Here is a 14,504-nt window from a genome sequence, read left to right on the forward strand (position 1 = left end):
GAGGGATTATCCGCGAAAACGCCCGGACGATCCGGGTTTGACGGCACGCGCGCCGTCAAGCCATCAGCCCGAGCGCGCCCTTGCGCAGCAGCGACTGATCCGAACCGACCACGAACCACGACGCCCCCATCCGCGCGAATTCCTCACGCTCGCGCGCGTCGCCGAGCGCGACGCCGCCGATCTTGCCCGCCGCGCGCGTGATGGCGAGCACGTCGACGGTCGCCTGCATGACTTCGGGCGCGCGCGCATCGGTCAGGCCGAACGAAAGCGCGAGATCGGCGCGGCCGACGAACAGGCCGGCCACCCCGTCCACCCCGGCGATCTCCTGCGCGGCCGCGCAACCGGCGCGACTCTCGATCTGACACATGACGGCCGTGCCGTTGCCCGCCTCGACGGCGTTCTTCATCGTCATCGAGCCGTATCCCGCGAAGCGCGGCGAGCTGGAAAAACCGCGCTCGCCGTTCAGGAAGCGGGTGCGGGCGACCAGGCGGCGCGCGTCGTCGGCGGAATCGACGTGCGGAACGAGCAGGCCCGACACGCCCAGATCGAGCGCGGACTGGACGGTCGCGGGTTGAATGTCTGGAATCCGAACGAACAGCGGCAAGCCGACCGAGCGCGCGGCGATCACCATGATGTCGAGCGTGGCGCGATCGAACGGCGCGTGCTCGGCGTCGACGACCGCGAAATGTAGGCCGGCTCCGCCGAGGATTTCGACGATTTGCGGCGCGCCGGTTTTGACGAACGTGCCGATCTGATGCGTGGAATCGTGCATGACGATAAGGCCTGGAAAAAAGAGGTGAAGAAGCGCGGCCCGCGATCAGCGCAGGGCCGGCGCGACGGCGCCGCGCCGGCTTGCGCGTTCCATCGCGTAGGCGGTGACGCCGAGCAGCAGCAGGCACAGCGCGGGCAGCAGCATCGCGTAGCCGGCGTGGCCGAGCGTCTTGCCGATCCAGGGCATCGCGTTCTGCGCGAGGAAGCCGCCGAAGTTTCCGATGCTGCTGATGGCGGCGAGGCTGGTGGCGGCGCGCCGGCCGCTGAAGTATTTCGACGGCAGCGACCAGAAGCACGGCAGCAGCAGCGAAGTGCAAGGCGTGCCGAGCACGAGCGCGATATAGCGATACACAGGATCGTCCACCAGCATGCTGACGAAGAACGCCACGCAACCGATCACGCCGATCGTGGTGGCGGCCCGGCGCACCTGGCTGTCGCGCTTGAGCCGGCGCGGCACGGTCAGCAACAGCACCGAGGTCAGCGCCCACGGCAACATCGTCAGCAAGCCGTTGAGCGAGCTGGACACGCCGAAGCCGCGAATCACGGTCGGAAGCCAGTAGATGACGCCATAGAGCGAGGTCAGCAGCAGCGTGTAGCCGAGCGCGAATACCATCACGATGCGATCGCCCAGCACGCTCAGGACCGTGCCTTCATGGTTCGTGGAAGGCGCTTCGTCGAGCACCATCCTCGCCAGGCGGCTGCGATCGGCGGGTTCGAGAAAGCGCGCGGTCTCGATGCTGCGCGGCAGGCACAGCAGCACGATCGGCGCGAGCACGAGGGCGAATACGCCCGTCACGATGAACACCCACTGCCAGCCCGCGTGATTGAACGTGCCGTCGAGCGACAGCAGCAGGCCGCCGAACGCGGAGCCGAGCATGTTGCCGAGCGCGCTGCCGAGCGTGAGCAGCGCGACGGCGCGCACCTGATAACGGCGCGGCAGCCACACGGTCAGGTAATAGACCACGCCCGGATACAGCCCCGCTTCCGCCGCGCCCACCAGAAAGCGCAGCGCCGCGAACATCGAACCCGAGCTCGTATAGGCCAGCAGCACCGTGGCGATCCCCCAGCTCAGCATGATGCGGAAGATCCATTTCGGCGCACCGAAACGATGCACGCCGAGCGCGCTCGGAATTTCGAAGATCAGATAGCCGATAAAGAACAGCGACGACGCGAGGCCGTAGGCGGTCTCGGTCAGGCCGATCTGGTGCACCATCTGCAGCTTCGCGAAGCTGACGTTCATCTTGTCGACGACCGACACCAGATACGTCACCATGATCAGCGGCATGATCCGCCACCAGACTCGCCGGATCAGGCGCTCGTCGTACTCGGCCACGGGTTTGGCCGTCTCGGCCTGCGAAATAGTCATGTCTCCTCCAACGGGGCGTTCTGTTTGCGCAGCGCGCTCTCCCCACGGCGGGCAATACTACGCGCCGCCCATTTCGGCCACCAGCGTGAAATCCCCCGATTCCGCACCGCGAAATCCTGCTGCACCACGGCAACGGCGAGCCGGGCTGTCGGCTCCTGACATTTCGCCCTGCGAAATGTTGTCGAAACGCGCTTGGCTCGCCGCGGCGCGCATGAAAATATTCGTCGCGTAAAACCGGCCGTGCATCAAACCGCAAACCGCGCACCGGCTCGCTTACCGCACCGCCCGTCGTGAACGGGGCGGCATAACAGGAGGAGACATCATGAAGAAATCGATGACGTGGTTGGTGGGCGCCGCCGCGTACGGCGTCGCATGCAGCGCGTTCGCCCAGAGCAGCGTGACGCTGTACGGCATCGTGGATGCCGGCTATCGCTATCTCAGCAACGCGGGCGGCAAATCGCAATCCGCCATCGCGGGCGGCAACGAGAGCGCGTCGCGCTTCGGCCTGACCGGCAGCGAGGATCTCGGCGGCGGCTACCGCGCGGTCTTCACGCTGGAAAACGGCTTCACGACCACCACCGGCGCGCTGCAGGCCGGCCTGTTGTTCGGCCGCCAGGCTTACGTCGGGCTTGGCACGCCTTTCGGCACGATCACGCTGGGCCGCCAGTATCTGACGCTGTCGAGCTATCTCGGGCCGTTCGAAGCCGGCACCGACTGGGCGGCGCGCGGCGCGGGCTGGGGCTATCACCCGGCCGGGCTCGACGATGTGGACGGCACCGAGCGCGCGAACAACGCGATCAAGTACGTCAGCCCGCGCTATCGCGGCCTGCAGGTCGGCGCGACGTACAGCCTGGGCGGCGTCGCGGGCGCCGCGACGCGCAACGAGATCATGTCGGCGGGCGCCGACTACGCGCAGGGGCCGTTCAAGATGGCGGCCGCCTGGATGTATGTGAAGAATCCGAATTACGCGCTGTTCGGCAACAACGCCACCAGCAGCGCGACCGGGAACAACTTTACGAGCCCGATCTTCAGCGGCTATGCGACGGCGCGCTCGCAGCAGGTGCTCGGCGCGGGCACGTCGTACGACATCGGCCGGTTCACGCTCGGCGCGATCTACACGAACACCCGGTTCGCGGGCCTCGGCGCGACGGCCGTGGCGGGCGCCGCCCTGCCCTCCGGCGAAGCCGGCAAGAGCGTGACGTTCAACACCGGCGAGGCGAACCTGAAGTACCGGCTGACACCGGCGCTGCTGCTCGGCGTGGCTTACGCGTATACCCGCGCCAGTTCGTTCAACGGCCAAAGCGGTGCGAGCTATCAGCAGTGGAATCTCGGCGCAGACTATTCGCTGTCGAAGCAGACCGACCTCTATGCCGTGCTGCTGCATGAAAAAGCCGACGGCTTCGATTCGACCGGACACCGCGCCGTGGCCGCCATGTTCGGCACCACGGCCTCGGCCAGCGACGCGCAAACCGGCTTCACGGTCGGCATCCGCCACATGTTCTAGCGGTTCCTGTTTGAGAGCCCGGCCAGGCCGGGCGTGACGAAACACCTTGCATTTGAATGGAGACGACATGCGTTCCACGCAACCCTCAACGCCCGGCCAATCCGGCCAATCCGGCCAGACCGTGAAGCTGTTCGATTCGCACGCGCACCTCGTGGCGGACGACCTTGCGCGCTACCCGCGCAATCCGATGAAACGCTCGCCCAATGCGCCACCGCGCCTGCCGGGCGTGATCGGCCTGCCGGGAGGCCATCACGGCACGAACCCGATCAACGAAGTGCCCGATGTCTCGCGCATGTTGCCGTGGATGCGCGAGGCGGGCGTGGTCGAAGCCGTCGCGGTGCAGAAGCGCATGGTCTACCGTTTCGACAACAGCTACATCCTCGATTCGTCGGATGCCCATCCGGAGCTTTTCTCCGCCGTCGTGATTCTCGATGCCGAGGACGAAAGCACGCCCGCGCTGGTGCGCCGCTACGTCGACCAGCACGGCCTGGCCGGCGTGCGCCTGTTCGGCGGACGCGAGCCGGATGGCACCATGCCGTGGCTGGAATCGCCGCGCGCGCTGGAGACCTGGGCCGCCGCGAATGAACGCGGGATCGTCATGGATATCGAAGTGCTTGCCGCGGGCGGCGGCGGCCCGTCGGTGCCGGCCATCATCGCGCTGGCGCGGCGCTTCCCGAATTTGCGCGTGGTGCTCGACCACATGCTCGAACCGGAAGCCGAGGACGAGAACTTCGGTTTCGACGAACGCTTCGTGCCGCTCGCCGCCGAGCCGAACCTCTATTTCAAGTTCACCTCGATCAATCTCGACATCTATCGGGAAACCGGCACGCCCGCCGACCAGGCGTTGCGCAGCGCGGTCGACATGTTCGGCGCGCACAAGATCATGTGGGGCTCCGATATCGGCACCTCGTCGGGCACCTATCAGGACATGGTGCAACGCATGCTCGACGCGACGGCGCTGCTCACCGAAGCGGAACGCCATGCGGTGTTGTACGAAACCGGCAAGGCCGTGTTCGTGAAGGGCGGCTTGCGCGCGTGATGCGGGCCGGAAAGGACAAGGAGAGCTCAATGTTTATCGATCCGGCGACCACGCCCGGCTTCAAACGCACGCTGTTCAATGCCATCGTCGCGCCGCGTCCGATCGGCTGGATCAGTACGATCAACAGCCAGGGGCAAGTCAATCTCGCGCCGTTCTCGCACTTCAATCTCGTCTCGACGGCGCCGCCCGTCGTGATGTTTTCGTGCAACGCACCGGCCGACCGGCACGAAAAGGACACCGTCACGAATATTCGCGAGACCGGCGAGTTCGTGACGAATCTCGTGTCATGGGCGTTGCGCGAACCGATGAACATGAGTTCGATCGACGCGCCCTACGGCACCGACGAGTTCGAGCTGGCGGGCCTGGAAAAAGCGCCGAGCGTGATGGTGAAGCCGCCGCGCGTGGCCGCCTCGCCGGCCAGCATGGAGTGCCGGCTGTTGCAGATTCTGGACATCGAGCCGACCGGCCCCGGCGAGACCTTCAGCCGGGTGGTGTTCGGGCGCATCGTGGGCGTGCATCTGGACGAGCGCTTCGTGGGCGCGGACGGCCGCTTCGACACCGTGCTCGCCGAACCGCTGACGCGCCTCGACGGCAATCGCTACGCGACGGTCGGCAAACTCGACGAACTGGGCCGCCCGAGCCCGCGCAACGCTTGATATTCGATCAATAAGGATTCCAACATGACTCTCTCCACGGATGCCGGCGTGCGCAGCACCGCCGTCTACGATCTTTCGCCGGGTGCTGTGGCGCGCGGCCAGAACTTCTTCGTGCAATGGCTGCAAGGCGACGGCGCGACGTTCGACGCGAACAGCCCGCGCGAAATGATGCTGCTGCTTCCCGAGGACGGCGCAGAAGTCAGCGTCGGCGGCGGCCCGGTGCAGGCCGTGCCGGGGCGCAGCATCTGCGTGGTGCCGGCGGGCGCGGTCAGCGTGCGGCCCGCGAACGGCGGCCGCGCGGTGCTGCTCGCGTCGTCGCGGCCGGACCTGGCGGCCGATGCCGCGTGCAATGCGGCCGATTACGCGGTGCCCGATACGCGCATCGCCGCCAGCGAAGCCGGGTATCGGCGCACACACGGCGCGGGCGAATTGCAGGTGATCGAAATCGACCGCATCACGCCGCCTGCCGACAAGCCCCGGCTCAAGATGCTGCAAACCGACACGCTCAGCATCAACTGGGTCGAGTACCAGGACGCGCGCGACCGCTCGAAACTGAGCCCGCACAGTCACACGGATTTCGAACAGGGGTCGCTCGCCATCGAAGGGCATTTCATCCATCACCTGCGGGTGCAATGGGGCCCCGACGCGAATGCGTGGCGCGACGACGAGCATCTGTCGGCCGGCCCCGCTTCGATGGTCACCGTGCCGGTGCAACTGATTCACACCACGGAAGGCGTGGGCGATGGCCGCCATCTGCTGATCGACGTGTTCTCGCCGCCGCGCCACGATTTCATCGGCAAGGGCTGGGTCGCGAACGCGGGCGACTACGTTCGCGATTGATTCGCAAGACGAATCATGACAAGCCACGGCGTGCGTGCATCAAGCATCGGCGGGCGTTGCGCGCAGCCGGGTGAGCGCCAGCACGGCGCGCATCAGCGGCGCGTCGACACCGAGCCGAGCCGCGCATTCGAGCGGCGCACCGAGTATCGCGTCGAGTTCGAGCGCGCGGCCGGCTTCGAGGTCTTGCAGCATCGAGGTCTTGACCGCGCCGAGCGCGCGCGTTTGCGCGATGCGCTGCGCGACGTCGATATCGAGGGCCAGCCCCGCCGCCTTGCCGATGGCGAGGCACTCGTTCATCAACTGCTCGTAAGCGTGACGCGTGTGCGCGTCGTCGAGCAGGCGGTCGGTGCTCGCCTGGGTCAGCACGCTCAGCGGGTTCGAGCATGCGTTGCCGAGCAGCTTGATCCACAGGTCGCGCCGGATGTCATCGCTCGCGGTGGTGGGCAGGCCGGCCTCGGTGAACACCTCGGCCCACTCGGCGGCGCGCGCGCTGACACCGCCGCACGGCTCGCCGAGCGTGATGCGGCCGCCGCTGTGATGGTGCACGACGCCGGGCGCGGGCGCGCTGCACGACGCCATGACGCTGCCGCCGAGCACCTGGGCGAACGGCAGCGCCGCTTCGATGCCGCCGTGCGGATCGACGCTCGCCAGCCGCAACCCATGCAGCGGGTGGCCGGGCGCGAGGCAGTACCACCACGGCAGGCCGTTGCCGACCGGCAGCACGATGGTGTCAGGACCGATCAGCGGTGCGAGCGACGCGGCGAGCGCGGGCAACGCGTGCGCCTTGAGCGCAATCACGACGAGTTCCTGCGCGCCCAGTTCGGCGGCGTGCGCGCCTGCGCTCACCGCGACGCTGCGTTCGGATTCGCCGGGGCAGGTGTAGCGCAGGCCGCGCGAGGCGATCGCGTCGAGCGTTCGGCCGCGCGCGAGCACGGACACGCGATGGCCGGCGAGCGCGAGGCGGGCCGCGAGATGGCCCCCGATCGCGCCTGCGCCGACGATGGCGATGCGGCGCGCGGTGTGGGAATGGACGTTCATGGCAAGCGTTTCAGGTGGGTTGGCGTTCGCGCATTGTCGCCGCAGGCCTTTGGCCGCAAGTTCGCTTTCTGCAAGCTTTTCTCCAGGCGGAATCCGCCGCTGCCGATGGCGCGAGCGTTCCGCATGACTGCATCACTTATGAGGAATACCGACGATGTCGATTGACAGTGCGACAGTCCGGCGCGTCACCGCGCAACTCTACGAGCGCTCGCTCAAGGCGATTCCCGCCGATACGCGGGCGTTCCTGCAACAGGCCTCCGAGCGGGAGACCCACCCCACCGGCCGCGCGACGCTGAAGATTCTCGTCGAAAGCGCCGATGGCGCGCGCCGCGACGATTCGCTGGTGTGCAGCGACGTCGGCATTCCCACCTACAGCGTCAAGGTCGGCACGCGCGTGCAATTCGACGGCCCGGTGCGCGCGGCGATCCGCGACGGCTTTGCCGACCTGGCGGCGTCGATCTCGCCGCCGATCCTCAAGATGGTCACCAACCCGCTGACGCACGAACGCGGCTACGCGGGCAAGGACATGCCGATCGTCAGCTTCGACCTGATCGACGACGCCGATTACGTCGACATCGTGTGCTCGCCGAAGGCGATGGGCACGGGACGCTGGGAGGCGATCGAGGCGTTCGTCTATCCGACGCACGATCAGATCGAGCGCTTCGTGCTCGACACCATGTTGCGCGCCGGCTCGCAGCCGTGCCTGCCGCTGGTGATCGGGGTGGGCATCGGCGGCACGTTCGATTACGCCGCGCGTCTCGCGAAGGAGCAGATGCTGCGGCCGTTCGGGCAGACCAACCCGGAGCCGACGCTCGCGAAGATGGAGCAACGCCTGCTCGATGCGGTCAATGCGATGGGATTCGGGCCGATGGGCACTGGCGGCGACACCAGCGCGATGGCCGTGCATATCGACTACGCGGCGAGCCACGGCTTCGTGCCGATCGCGGTCTGCTTCAACTGCTGGATCAACCGCCGCACGGCCGCGCGCATTCACGGCGACGGCCGTGTGGAATTCCTGGAGGGCGGGCAATGAGCCGCATGCACGATCTGACACTGCCGCTGCGCGCCGAACAGGTGCTCGATCTCCAGCTCGGCGACATGGTGCGGCTATCGGGCGAGATCACCGTGAGCATCGGTTTGCCGACGCACAAGCGGCTCGCGGAGTCGATCGACAATGGCACGCCGTTGCCGGTCGATCTGCACGGCGGCGCGTTCTTTCATCTGAGCACCTACGTGAACGAAACGGCCGACGGCCCTGAAGCGCTCTACCTGAATCCGAGCACCAGCACGCGCTACAACGCGTGGATGCCGACGCTGATTCGCGGCCTCGGCGTGCGGCTGGTGGGCGGCAAGGGCGGCCTCGACGACGCCAGCGCCGCGGCGCTGCGCGAATGCGGCTGCGCCTACCTGTCGTTTCCGGGGGGCGGGCTGAACCTGCTGTCGCGTGCGCTGCGCCGCGTGGTGGCGATGCACTGGACCGAATACATCTCGCAGTTCCGCCTGCTCACGCTCGACGTCGAGCAACTGGGGCCGGCGACGGTCGCGATCGACGCGCGCGGCAACAGCCTCTACGCGCAATTGCACGAGCAGGCCGTGGCGCGCATGCCGGACATCGTCGGGAAACTCGGCCATCGTTGAGCGGCCGTCGAACCGGTTGTTGTGCGCCGCTTCGTGCCGTGTCGCACCGCTACGCAACGGCGTTCGCGGCACGACATCCGGCTTGCGGCAGCGGCGCTTACGCCGGATTCGGCTGCTTCGTGCACAGCCCCTGCACGAAGAAGCCGTCGCCGTTCGGTTCGTCGGTGTAATAGAGATTGGTCGACGACACCGGCAGGAACACCATCGTGCTCTGCACCTGCTTGCCGTTCGACACGTTCGGCAGCAAGCCGGCCATCAGGCCGTTCACGCCGGTGGCATAGGTCGGCGTGGTGGTCGAGGCGGCGGCGTTGAACGTGCTGTTCAGGTTCAGCGTCATCGGGCTGGCGCTGGTGCCCGACGGCGTGAGCGTGGTGCCCGAGATCGTGACGTTCGACGCGATGATATTGCCGAGCAACTGATCGTTGTCGTTGGTGTTCGGCTCCGAGCACACCCAGCGGCCGTCGTAGCTGCCGCTCGTCAGCGCGGCGGTGGTTTGCAGCACCCACGAGCCGGTGCGCACGGTGCCGCTGCTGTTGACGTTGGCCTGGTCGAGCAGGATGGTGTTGTTGCCGCCGCTGGTGCTGACGAACATCCGGCCGATCGGCAGGCCGTTGACGGCCAGGTCGAACGCGCCCGGGTAGGTGGTCTGGTCCGGATCGACGCTGACGGTGCCGGTATCGGCCACGTTCGGGTTCTCGTCGTCCATGCAGGTGTTCGAATACGGCGCGCCCAGGCAGACGCGCAGCGAGCCGTCGGCATTGATGCGCATCTGGCCGGAATTCACGTCCTGGGTGCCGACCGGCACGCCGTTCGACGCATAGTCGCCCGACAGCTTGATGAAGCTGTAGGTGCCGGCCAGGCCCGCTACGGTGGTCACGCCGTTGTTCGAGGCGCTCACCTGGCCGGCCAGCAGGCCGCTGCCCGCCGACACGTTCGGCACGTTGCTGAGTTGGCCGCTCAACACCCCGTGATTGGCCGCGTCGGCGCTCACCGTGAACTGCATGCCCACCGCGCTCGCGCCGGCCGACAGCGTGGCCGGCACGGTGCCGCTCGCCTGGAAGCCGCTCACCACGTAGTTGCCGTTGGTCACGGTGTAGCTGCCCACCAGCTTGCCCGACAGGCCGAACTGCGAGCTGACGAAGGTGGTCGTCACCTGGCCCTTGGCGGGCGCGTCGATCTGCACCGAGATCGTGTCGCCGAAGCTGACCGAGCCGATGTAGGTCTGCTGCGCGGCCAGCGGCTGCGCGGTGGCGGCGGTGCCGCCCGTGGAGCCACCCGAGCCCGAGGTCACGCCCGACGTGCCGCCCGAATTGGCAGTCGCACCCGAATTGTCGTCGCCCCCGCCCCCGCAGGCCGTCAGCACTGCGCACACCCCGAGGCAAATCCAAGTCTTTTTCATATTGGTCTTTCGTTCCAGATTAAAAACCGTGGCGCTCACTCGCCGTTCCTATTGCCCGCTTTGAATCGCATTGCTTTCAATACGTAATCATTGCGGAATCGTTTTCGCCGAATTTGATTTATTTCGCATGGCATCGACGTTGTGGCATTCTGCGGAGTCGCAAATCGAGACGCATGATCAAAATGCGTCATGACAAAGCAGAGAAATCGCCACGCACGCCAGGATGCGGGCCGGGGTCGGGGGATCGATGGCATTACGGGAAGTGAAAACGGGTAAACCGGAAGCGCTCGAAGGGCTGCTGGCCGGGTTTTACGACGCGGTGCTGGAGCCGGATGCCTTGCTGGGCGCGCTCACCGCGTTCGACAACTGGATCGGCAGCAGCGTGGCCCATATGGTGGGCTGGGATCGCGTGACCGGCGCGGCGCCGATCAGCATCATGACGCGGCCCGAATTCCTGCCGGCCGGCGACGCTTATGCGAATTACTACGGCCATATCGATCCGCGCCGCCTGCTCGCGCAAGCGCGGCAAGTGGGCGAAATATTCAGCTGCGAAGATTATTTCGACGCGCGCTTCGTCTCGCGCAACGAGTTTTATCAGGATTTACTGATTCCATTCGGCGTCCGTTATGTGCTCGGCAGTTGTGTTTATCGCGAAGGCGGACTCGATGTTTATCTGGTCTTCAATCACGCGGTGGGGCAGCCGTCGTTTTCACCGATGCAACGGCAGGCGGTCGGACGCCTGATGCCGCACCTGCGCCAGACCATCCGCCTGATGATGCGCAACGCGTCGTTGCGGGCCGGCATCGCTTCGGGCGAGGCCGCGCTCGACGCGCTCGGGCAAGGTGTGATCGCAATCGATTCGCACAACGGCATCGTGTTCTGCAATCGCGGGGCGGAAGCCTGGCTCGGCAGGCAGCGCCAGGTCGAGACGGCCGGGCGCCGGCTCGAATCGACCGGCGCGTGGAGCCCGGCGCTCGGCGACGCGATCGCCCGCGTGCGCCTGGCCCACCACCCCGTCAGCCTCACGGTGCGCACCGGCCGGGACGTCTGGCACCTGAGCGTGCTGCCGATGCCCCACGCCGGCCGCACCCCGCACCCGCTCGCCGCGCGGCCGCTGCTCGCGCCGCTGCGCGCCGACCTGATGATCACGGTGCGGCACGCCCAGCGCGAGGCCGCCGCCAGCGAGGGCCAACTGGCGCAATTGTTCGGGCTGACGCCCGCCGAGGCGCGGCTCGCGCATGCGCTGGCGCGCGGGCTGTCGCTCGACGAATTCGCGGCGTCGGCGGCGATCACCGTCACCACGGCCCGCAATCAACTGCGTGCCGTGCTGTCCAAAAGCGGCCACCGCCGGCAGCAGGATTTCGTGCGCGCGGTGTCGTCGCTGCCGGCCTTTGAGGACGCCTGAGCGACGCCTCGTTCGCATGACCGCGCGTCATGCGAAGCGCAAAAGAAAGCGCGTTGACGCTGTTTTTCGGCCCTTCGAACCGGACAGCAGCTCGGAAGGCGGGACCGGCCGGGATGCCTGGCTGCGCCGCCCCCCACGTCAAAACGTGTGCTGCATGCCCACGCCGAGCGTGTTGCCGGTGGGGTTGCCGCTGAGTTTGTCGTAGGAATACACGGCATACACGAAGGTGCGCCGCGACAGCACGTATTCGTAGGCCAGACTCGCCGTGTTGCGCACGTCGCTCTGGTCGAGCGGCTTGCTGTGCGCGGTGCGCGCCCATTCGGCGAGGATCAGGTTGGTGGGCGTGAGCCGCACCGTGGCGCCCAGTTCGTAGGTGTGCGAACCGGTTTGCGCGCTGACGTTGCTGGTGGTTTGCGCGGCGGCGTACAGCTTCACGTATTTCGTGTCGTAGGCCGCGCCGGCCAGGTACAGGTACTGATCCGAACTCGGCGCCACCACCGCCGTGCGCACGCGCTGCGCCGTGAACACGGCCGTCAGCGGCCCGCTCGCGTAGGTCAGGTGCAGGCCGAAGTTGTCCTTGCCCTGGTGGCCGGTGGTGCTGCTCACGCCGTAGATCGCCGTGGCGGTCAGCCCGCCCAGGTTCGGCGAGACGTATTCCACCGCGTTGTCCCACACGGTGTCGCCGATTTCCGTGTTGTCGTAGGTCGTGGTGTACGACTGCACGATCAGCGGCGAGAACACCACCGACGAGCCGAACGGGTTCACCAGTTGCTGGTTGATGTAGGTGGGGTTGGTCTGCTCGCCGATCTTGACGGTGCCGAAGCGCGCCGAACTCAGCCCCACGTAGGCGTTGCGCGAGAACAGGCCGTCGGTGGTGTTGCGCCCCATCTGCCCGGTGTTCGGCCGGAAGAAGCTCTCCAGCGAGAAGATCGCCGCATTGCCGCCGCCCAGTTCCTCGCGGCCGCGAATCCCCCAGAACGAGGTGGTCATGCCGCCGCCGCCGACCTGCGCGGTGCTGGCCTTCGAGGTGCTCAGTTTCGAGGTGTCCACGTACATGCCGATCAGGCCGTACATCTGCACCGAGCCCGAGGCGGTATCGAGCGCGGCGGCCTTCGCGGCGCTGTAGTCCTCGGCGTGCGCCGCGCTGCTCAGGCCGGCAATCAGGATTCCGAACCATGCGGGGTGCGGGCGGGCGTGGCGCGCGCGGCGGGCAGCCGCAGCCAGGGGTGCGTTCATGACGAAAGTCTCCAATATGATTTTTTATGAAGCGAGTTGCGCCGCCACCTGCGCCAAGCGCGGGCGGACGGGTCATGCCGTTCAGGGGATGCCCGGGCGTCGCGCCCGGGCCAATGCATCAGGACATCGAAGGAATCGGCCGCTCAAGCCGCTCAGGCCGATCGGCGGCGGGCCATCTCGGCGTTGAGCTTGTCGCGATCGAGCTCGCGCTCCCAGGCCGACACGGCCAGCGTGGCGACGCCGTTGCCGATGGTGTTGACGATCGCCAGGCCGGTGCCCATGAAGCGGTGGATGCCGAGAATCAGCACCATGCCCGACACGGGAATCAGCGGGAACACCAGCAGCGTGGAGGTCAGCATCACGAACGCCGCGCCGGCCACGCCGCTCGCGCCCTTCGAGGTCAGCATCGCCACGCCGATCAGCGTGATCTGCTGGATCAGGCTCAGTTCGACGTTGAAGGCCTGCGCGATGAACAGCACCGCCATCGTCAGGTAGATGTTGGTGCCGTCCAGGTTGAACGAGTAGCCGGCCGGAATCACCAGGCCCACCACCGATTTCGAGCAGCCGAGCCGTTCGAGCTTCTCCAGCATCTGCGGCAGCGCCGCCTCCGACGAGCTGGTGCCCAGCACGATCAGGATCTCTTCGCGGATATAGCCCATGAAGCGGAAGATGCTGAAGCCGAGCGCGCGCGAGATCAGCCCGAGCACCACCACGATGAACACCGCGAGCGTCAGGTAGAACGCGCCGATCAGCTTCAGCAGCGGCAGCACCGCGCCGATCCCGTAGGTGCCGATGGTGAACGCCATCGAGCCGAACGCGCCGAGCGCCGCCACCTTCATGATGATGTGGACGATGCCGAAGAACGAATGCGCCACCTGGTCGATCAGTTGCGTGAGCCCGCGGCCGCGTTCGCCGAGCGCGGCGAGCGCCGCGCCGAACAGCACCGACACCAGCAGCACCTGCAGCACGTTGCCCGTCACGAACGCGCCCATCACCGAATCCGGAATGATGTGCATCAGGAAATCGACGGTGTTCTGGTGATGCGCGGCGGTGGTGTAGCCGGCCAGCGCCTTGGTGTCGAGCGTGGCGGGGTTCAGGTCGAAGCCGGCGCCGGGCTTGAGCAGATGGCCGCCGATCAGGCCCACCACCAGCGACAGCGTGGACACCACCTCGAAATACAGCATCGCCTTGCCGCCCACCCGGCCGACCTTCTTCATGTCGCCCATGCCGGCGATGCCGGTCACCACGGTGCAGAAGATGATCGGGCCGATCACCATCTTGATCAGCTTGATGAACGCGTCGCCGAGCGGCTTCATCTGCACGGCGAGCGACGGCGCGAAATGGCCGAGCAGCACGCCCAGCGCGATGGCCACGAACACCTGGAAATACAGCGCGCGATAGAACGGCTTGCGGGGGCTGCGGGTGGCGGCGGTCATGGTGGCGCTCTCGCTCATGACGCCACTCCCGTGCGGGACGTCGGCTTGTCGATGCGGGTCATACCTGTCTCCTTCATGGATGCGTCGGCGGCGCGCGTGCGCCGCCGGCCTTGCCTCGTCCGCCGTCTGGCGCGGCGGATCTGCTTGAAACGGGGTCGTACGGGTGAATCGTTCGG

Annotated in this window: 13 protein-coding genes; 7 read left to right on the forward strand and 6 right to left on the reverse strand. The window is 67.0% G+C overall.

From position 1 onward, the window contains the following. Nucleotides 1-55: 55 nt before the first annotated feature. Together AB4851_RS00435 and AB4851_RS00440 are read right to left on the reverse strand one after the other, a co-directional pair. Nucleotides 56-772 carry an HpcH/HpaI aldolase family protein gene (locus AB4851_RS00435; protein ID WP_414447968.1) on the reverse strand — a complete coding sequence of 239 codons (717 nt, stop codon included), beginning with the start codon at nucleotides 770-772 and terminating at the stop codon, nucleotides 56-58. A 45-nt stretch (nucleotides 773-817) separates the two neighbouring features. Continuing rightward, entirely contained in the window at nucleotides 818-2,137 is a 1,320-nt protein-coding gene (locus tag AB4851_RS00440; RefSeq protein WP_414447969.1) for an MFS transporter, read from the reverse strand. 322 nt (nucleotides 2,138-2,459) lie between these two features. Here AB4851_RS00440 and AB4851_RS00445 point away from each other — a divergent pair, with 322 nt between their 5' ends. The 4 genes from AB4851_RS00445 to AB4851_RS00460 all read left to right on the forward strand — a co-directional run bounded on the left by AB4851_RS00445 (nucleotide 2,460) and on the right by AB4851_RS00460 (nucleotide 6,176). Then, nucleotides 2,460-3,641, forward strand: coding sequence for a porin (locus tag AB4851_RS00445; protein WP_414447970.1), 1,182 nt, complete (start codon nucleotides 2,460-2,462; stop codon nucleotides 3,639-3,641). Nucleotides 3,642-3,708: 67 nt separating this feature from the next. Further along, entirely contained in the window at nucleotides 3,709-4,680 is a 972-nt protein-coding gene (locus AB4851_RS00450) for an amidohydrolase family protein (protein WP_414447971.1), read from the forward strand. A gap of 29 nt (nucleotides 4,681-4,709) precedes the next feature. Next, nucleotides 4,710-5,336: a flavin reductase family protein gene (locus AB4851_RS00455; protein WP_414447972.1), complete on the forward strand. Its 627-nt coding sequence runs from the start codon at nucleotides 4,710-4,712 to the stop codon at nucleotides 5,334-5,336. A gap of 24 nt (nucleotides 5,337-5,360) precedes the next feature. After that, nucleotides 5,361-6,176, forward strand: a complete 816-nt coding sequence (locus AB4851_RS00460; RefSeq protein WP_414447973.1) for a hypothetical protein — start codon at nucleotides 5,361-5,363, stop codon at nucleotides 6,174-6,176. Between the two features lie 39 nt (nucleotides 6,177-6,215). On the opposite strand, the gene AB4851_RS00465 is transcribed toward AB4851_RS00460, so the two are convergent. After that, nucleotides 6,216-7,214, reverse strand: a complete 999-nt coding sequence (locus AB4851_RS00465) for a ketopantoate reductase family protein (protein WP_414447974.1) — start codon at nucleotides 7,212-7,214, stop codon at nucleotides 6,216-6,218. A 154-nt stretch (nucleotides 7,215-7,368) separates the two neighbouring features. On the opposite strand from AB4851_RS00465, the gene AB4851_RS00470 reads away from it, so the two are divergent. Both AB4851_RS00470 and AB4851_RS00475 read left to right on the forward strand, forming a co-directional pair. Beyond that, nucleotides 7,369-8,247, forward strand: coding sequence for a fumarate hydratase (locus tag AB4851_RS00470; protein ID WP_414447975.1), 879 nt, complete (start codon nucleotides 7,369-7,371; stop codon nucleotides 8,245-8,247). Beyond that, on the forward strand, nucleotides 8,244-8,852 hold the full coding sequence (locus AB4851_RS00475) for a fumarate hydratase C-terminal domain-containing protein (protein ID WP_414441503.1): 609 nt from the start codon (nucleotides 8,244-8,246) through the stop codon (nucleotides 8,850-8,852). Before AB4851_RS00470 ends, AB4851_RS00475 begins: the two co-directional genes overlap by 4 nt. A 97-nt stretch (nucleotides 8,853-8,949) precedes the next feature. Here the strand turns inward: AB4851_RS00475 and AB4851_RS00480 are convergent, their stop codons facing one another. Next, complete coding sequence (locus AB4851_RS00480; RefSeq protein ID WP_414447976.1) at nucleotides 8,950-10,251, reverse strand: hypothetical protein; 1,302 nt, start codon at nucleotides 10,249-10,251, stop codon at nucleotides 8,950-8,952. A gap of 262 nt (nucleotides 10,252-10,513) precedes the next feature. Between AB4851_RS00480 and AB4851_RS00485 the strand changes: the two genes are divergently transcribed. Next, a complete protein-coding gene (locus AB4851_RS00485) occupies nucleotides 10,514-11,656 on the forward strand; it encodes a hypothetical protein (protein WP_414447977.1) in 1,143 nt (380 codons plus the stop codon). A 138-nt stretch (nucleotides 11,657-11,794) separates the two neighbouring features. On the opposite strand, the gene AB4851_RS00490 is transcribed toward AB4851_RS00485, so the two are convergent. Both AB4851_RS00490 and AB4851_RS00495 read right to left on the reverse strand, forming a co-directional pair. Continuing rightward, complete coding sequence (locus AB4851_RS00490; protein WP_414447978.1) at nucleotides 11,795-12,892, reverse strand: porin; 1,098 nt, start codon at nucleotides 12,890-12,892, stop codon at nucleotides 11,795-11,797. Nucleotides 12,893-13,044: 152 nt separating this feature from the next. Then, the gene (locus AB4851_RS00495; protein ID WP_414447979.1) at nucleotides 13,045-14,346 is read right to left on the reverse strand and encodes a dicarboxylate/amino acid:cation symporter; all 1,302 of its coding nucleotides are present in this window, start codon (nucleotides 14,344-14,346) and stop codon (nucleotides 13,045-13,047) included. Nucleotides 14,347-14,504 lie beyond the last annotated feature (158 nt).

The sequence above is a fragment of the Burkholderia sp. 22PA0099 genome, assembly GCF_047497165.1.
Classification (GTDB): domain Bacteria; phylum Pseudomonadota; class Gammaproteobacteria; order Burkholderiales; family Burkholderiaceae; genus Burkholderia.

Coding starts and splice junctions, on each gene's coding strand:
- AB4851_RS00435 (WP_414447968.1), bottom strand. CDS start 772: ATGCACGATTCCACGCATCAGATCGGCACGTTCGTCAAAACCGGCGCG.
- AB4851_RS00440 (WP_414447969.1), bottom strand. CDS start 2,137: ATGACTATTTCGCAGGCCGAGACGGCCAAACCCGTGGCCGAGTACGAC.
- AB4851_RS00445 (WP_414447970.1), top strand. CDS start 2,460: ATGAAGAAATCGATGACGTGGTTGGTGGGCGCCGCCGCGTACGGCGTC.
- AB4851_RS00450 (WP_414447971.1), top strand. CDS start 3,709: ATGCGTTCCACGCAACCCTCAACGCCCGGCCAATCCGGCCAATCCGGC.
- AB4851_RS00455 (WP_414447972.1), top strand. CDS start 4,710: ATGTTTATCGATCCGGCGACCACGCCCGGCTTCAAACGCACGCTGTTC.
- AB4851_RS00460 (WP_414447973.1), top strand. CDS start 5,361: ATGACTCTCTCCACGGATGCCGGCGTGCGCAGCACCGCCGTCTACGAT.
- AB4851_RS00465 (WP_414447974.1), bottom strand. CDS start 7,214: ATGAACGTCCATTCCCACACCGCGCGCCGCATCGCCATCGTCGGCGCA.
- AB4851_RS00470 (WP_414447975.1), top strand. CDS start 7,369: ATGTCGATTGACAGTGCGACAGTCCGGCGCGTCACCGCGCAACTCTAC.
- AB4851_RS00475 (WP_414441503.1), top strand. CDS start 8,244: ATGAGCCGCATGCACGATCTGACACTGCCGCTGCGCGCCGAACAGGTG.
- AB4851_RS00480 (WP_414447976.1), bottom strand. CDS start 10,251: ATGAAAAAGACTTGGATTTGCCTCGGGGTGTGCGCAGTGCTGACGGCC.
- AB4851_RS00490 (WP_414447978.1), bottom strand. CDS start 12,892: ATGAACGCACCCCTGGCTGCGGCTGCCCGCCGCGCGCGCCACGCCCGC.
- AB4851_RS00495 (WP_414447979.1), bottom strand. CDS start 14,346: ATGAGCGAGAGCGCCACCATGACCGCCGCCACCCGCAGCCCCCGCAAG.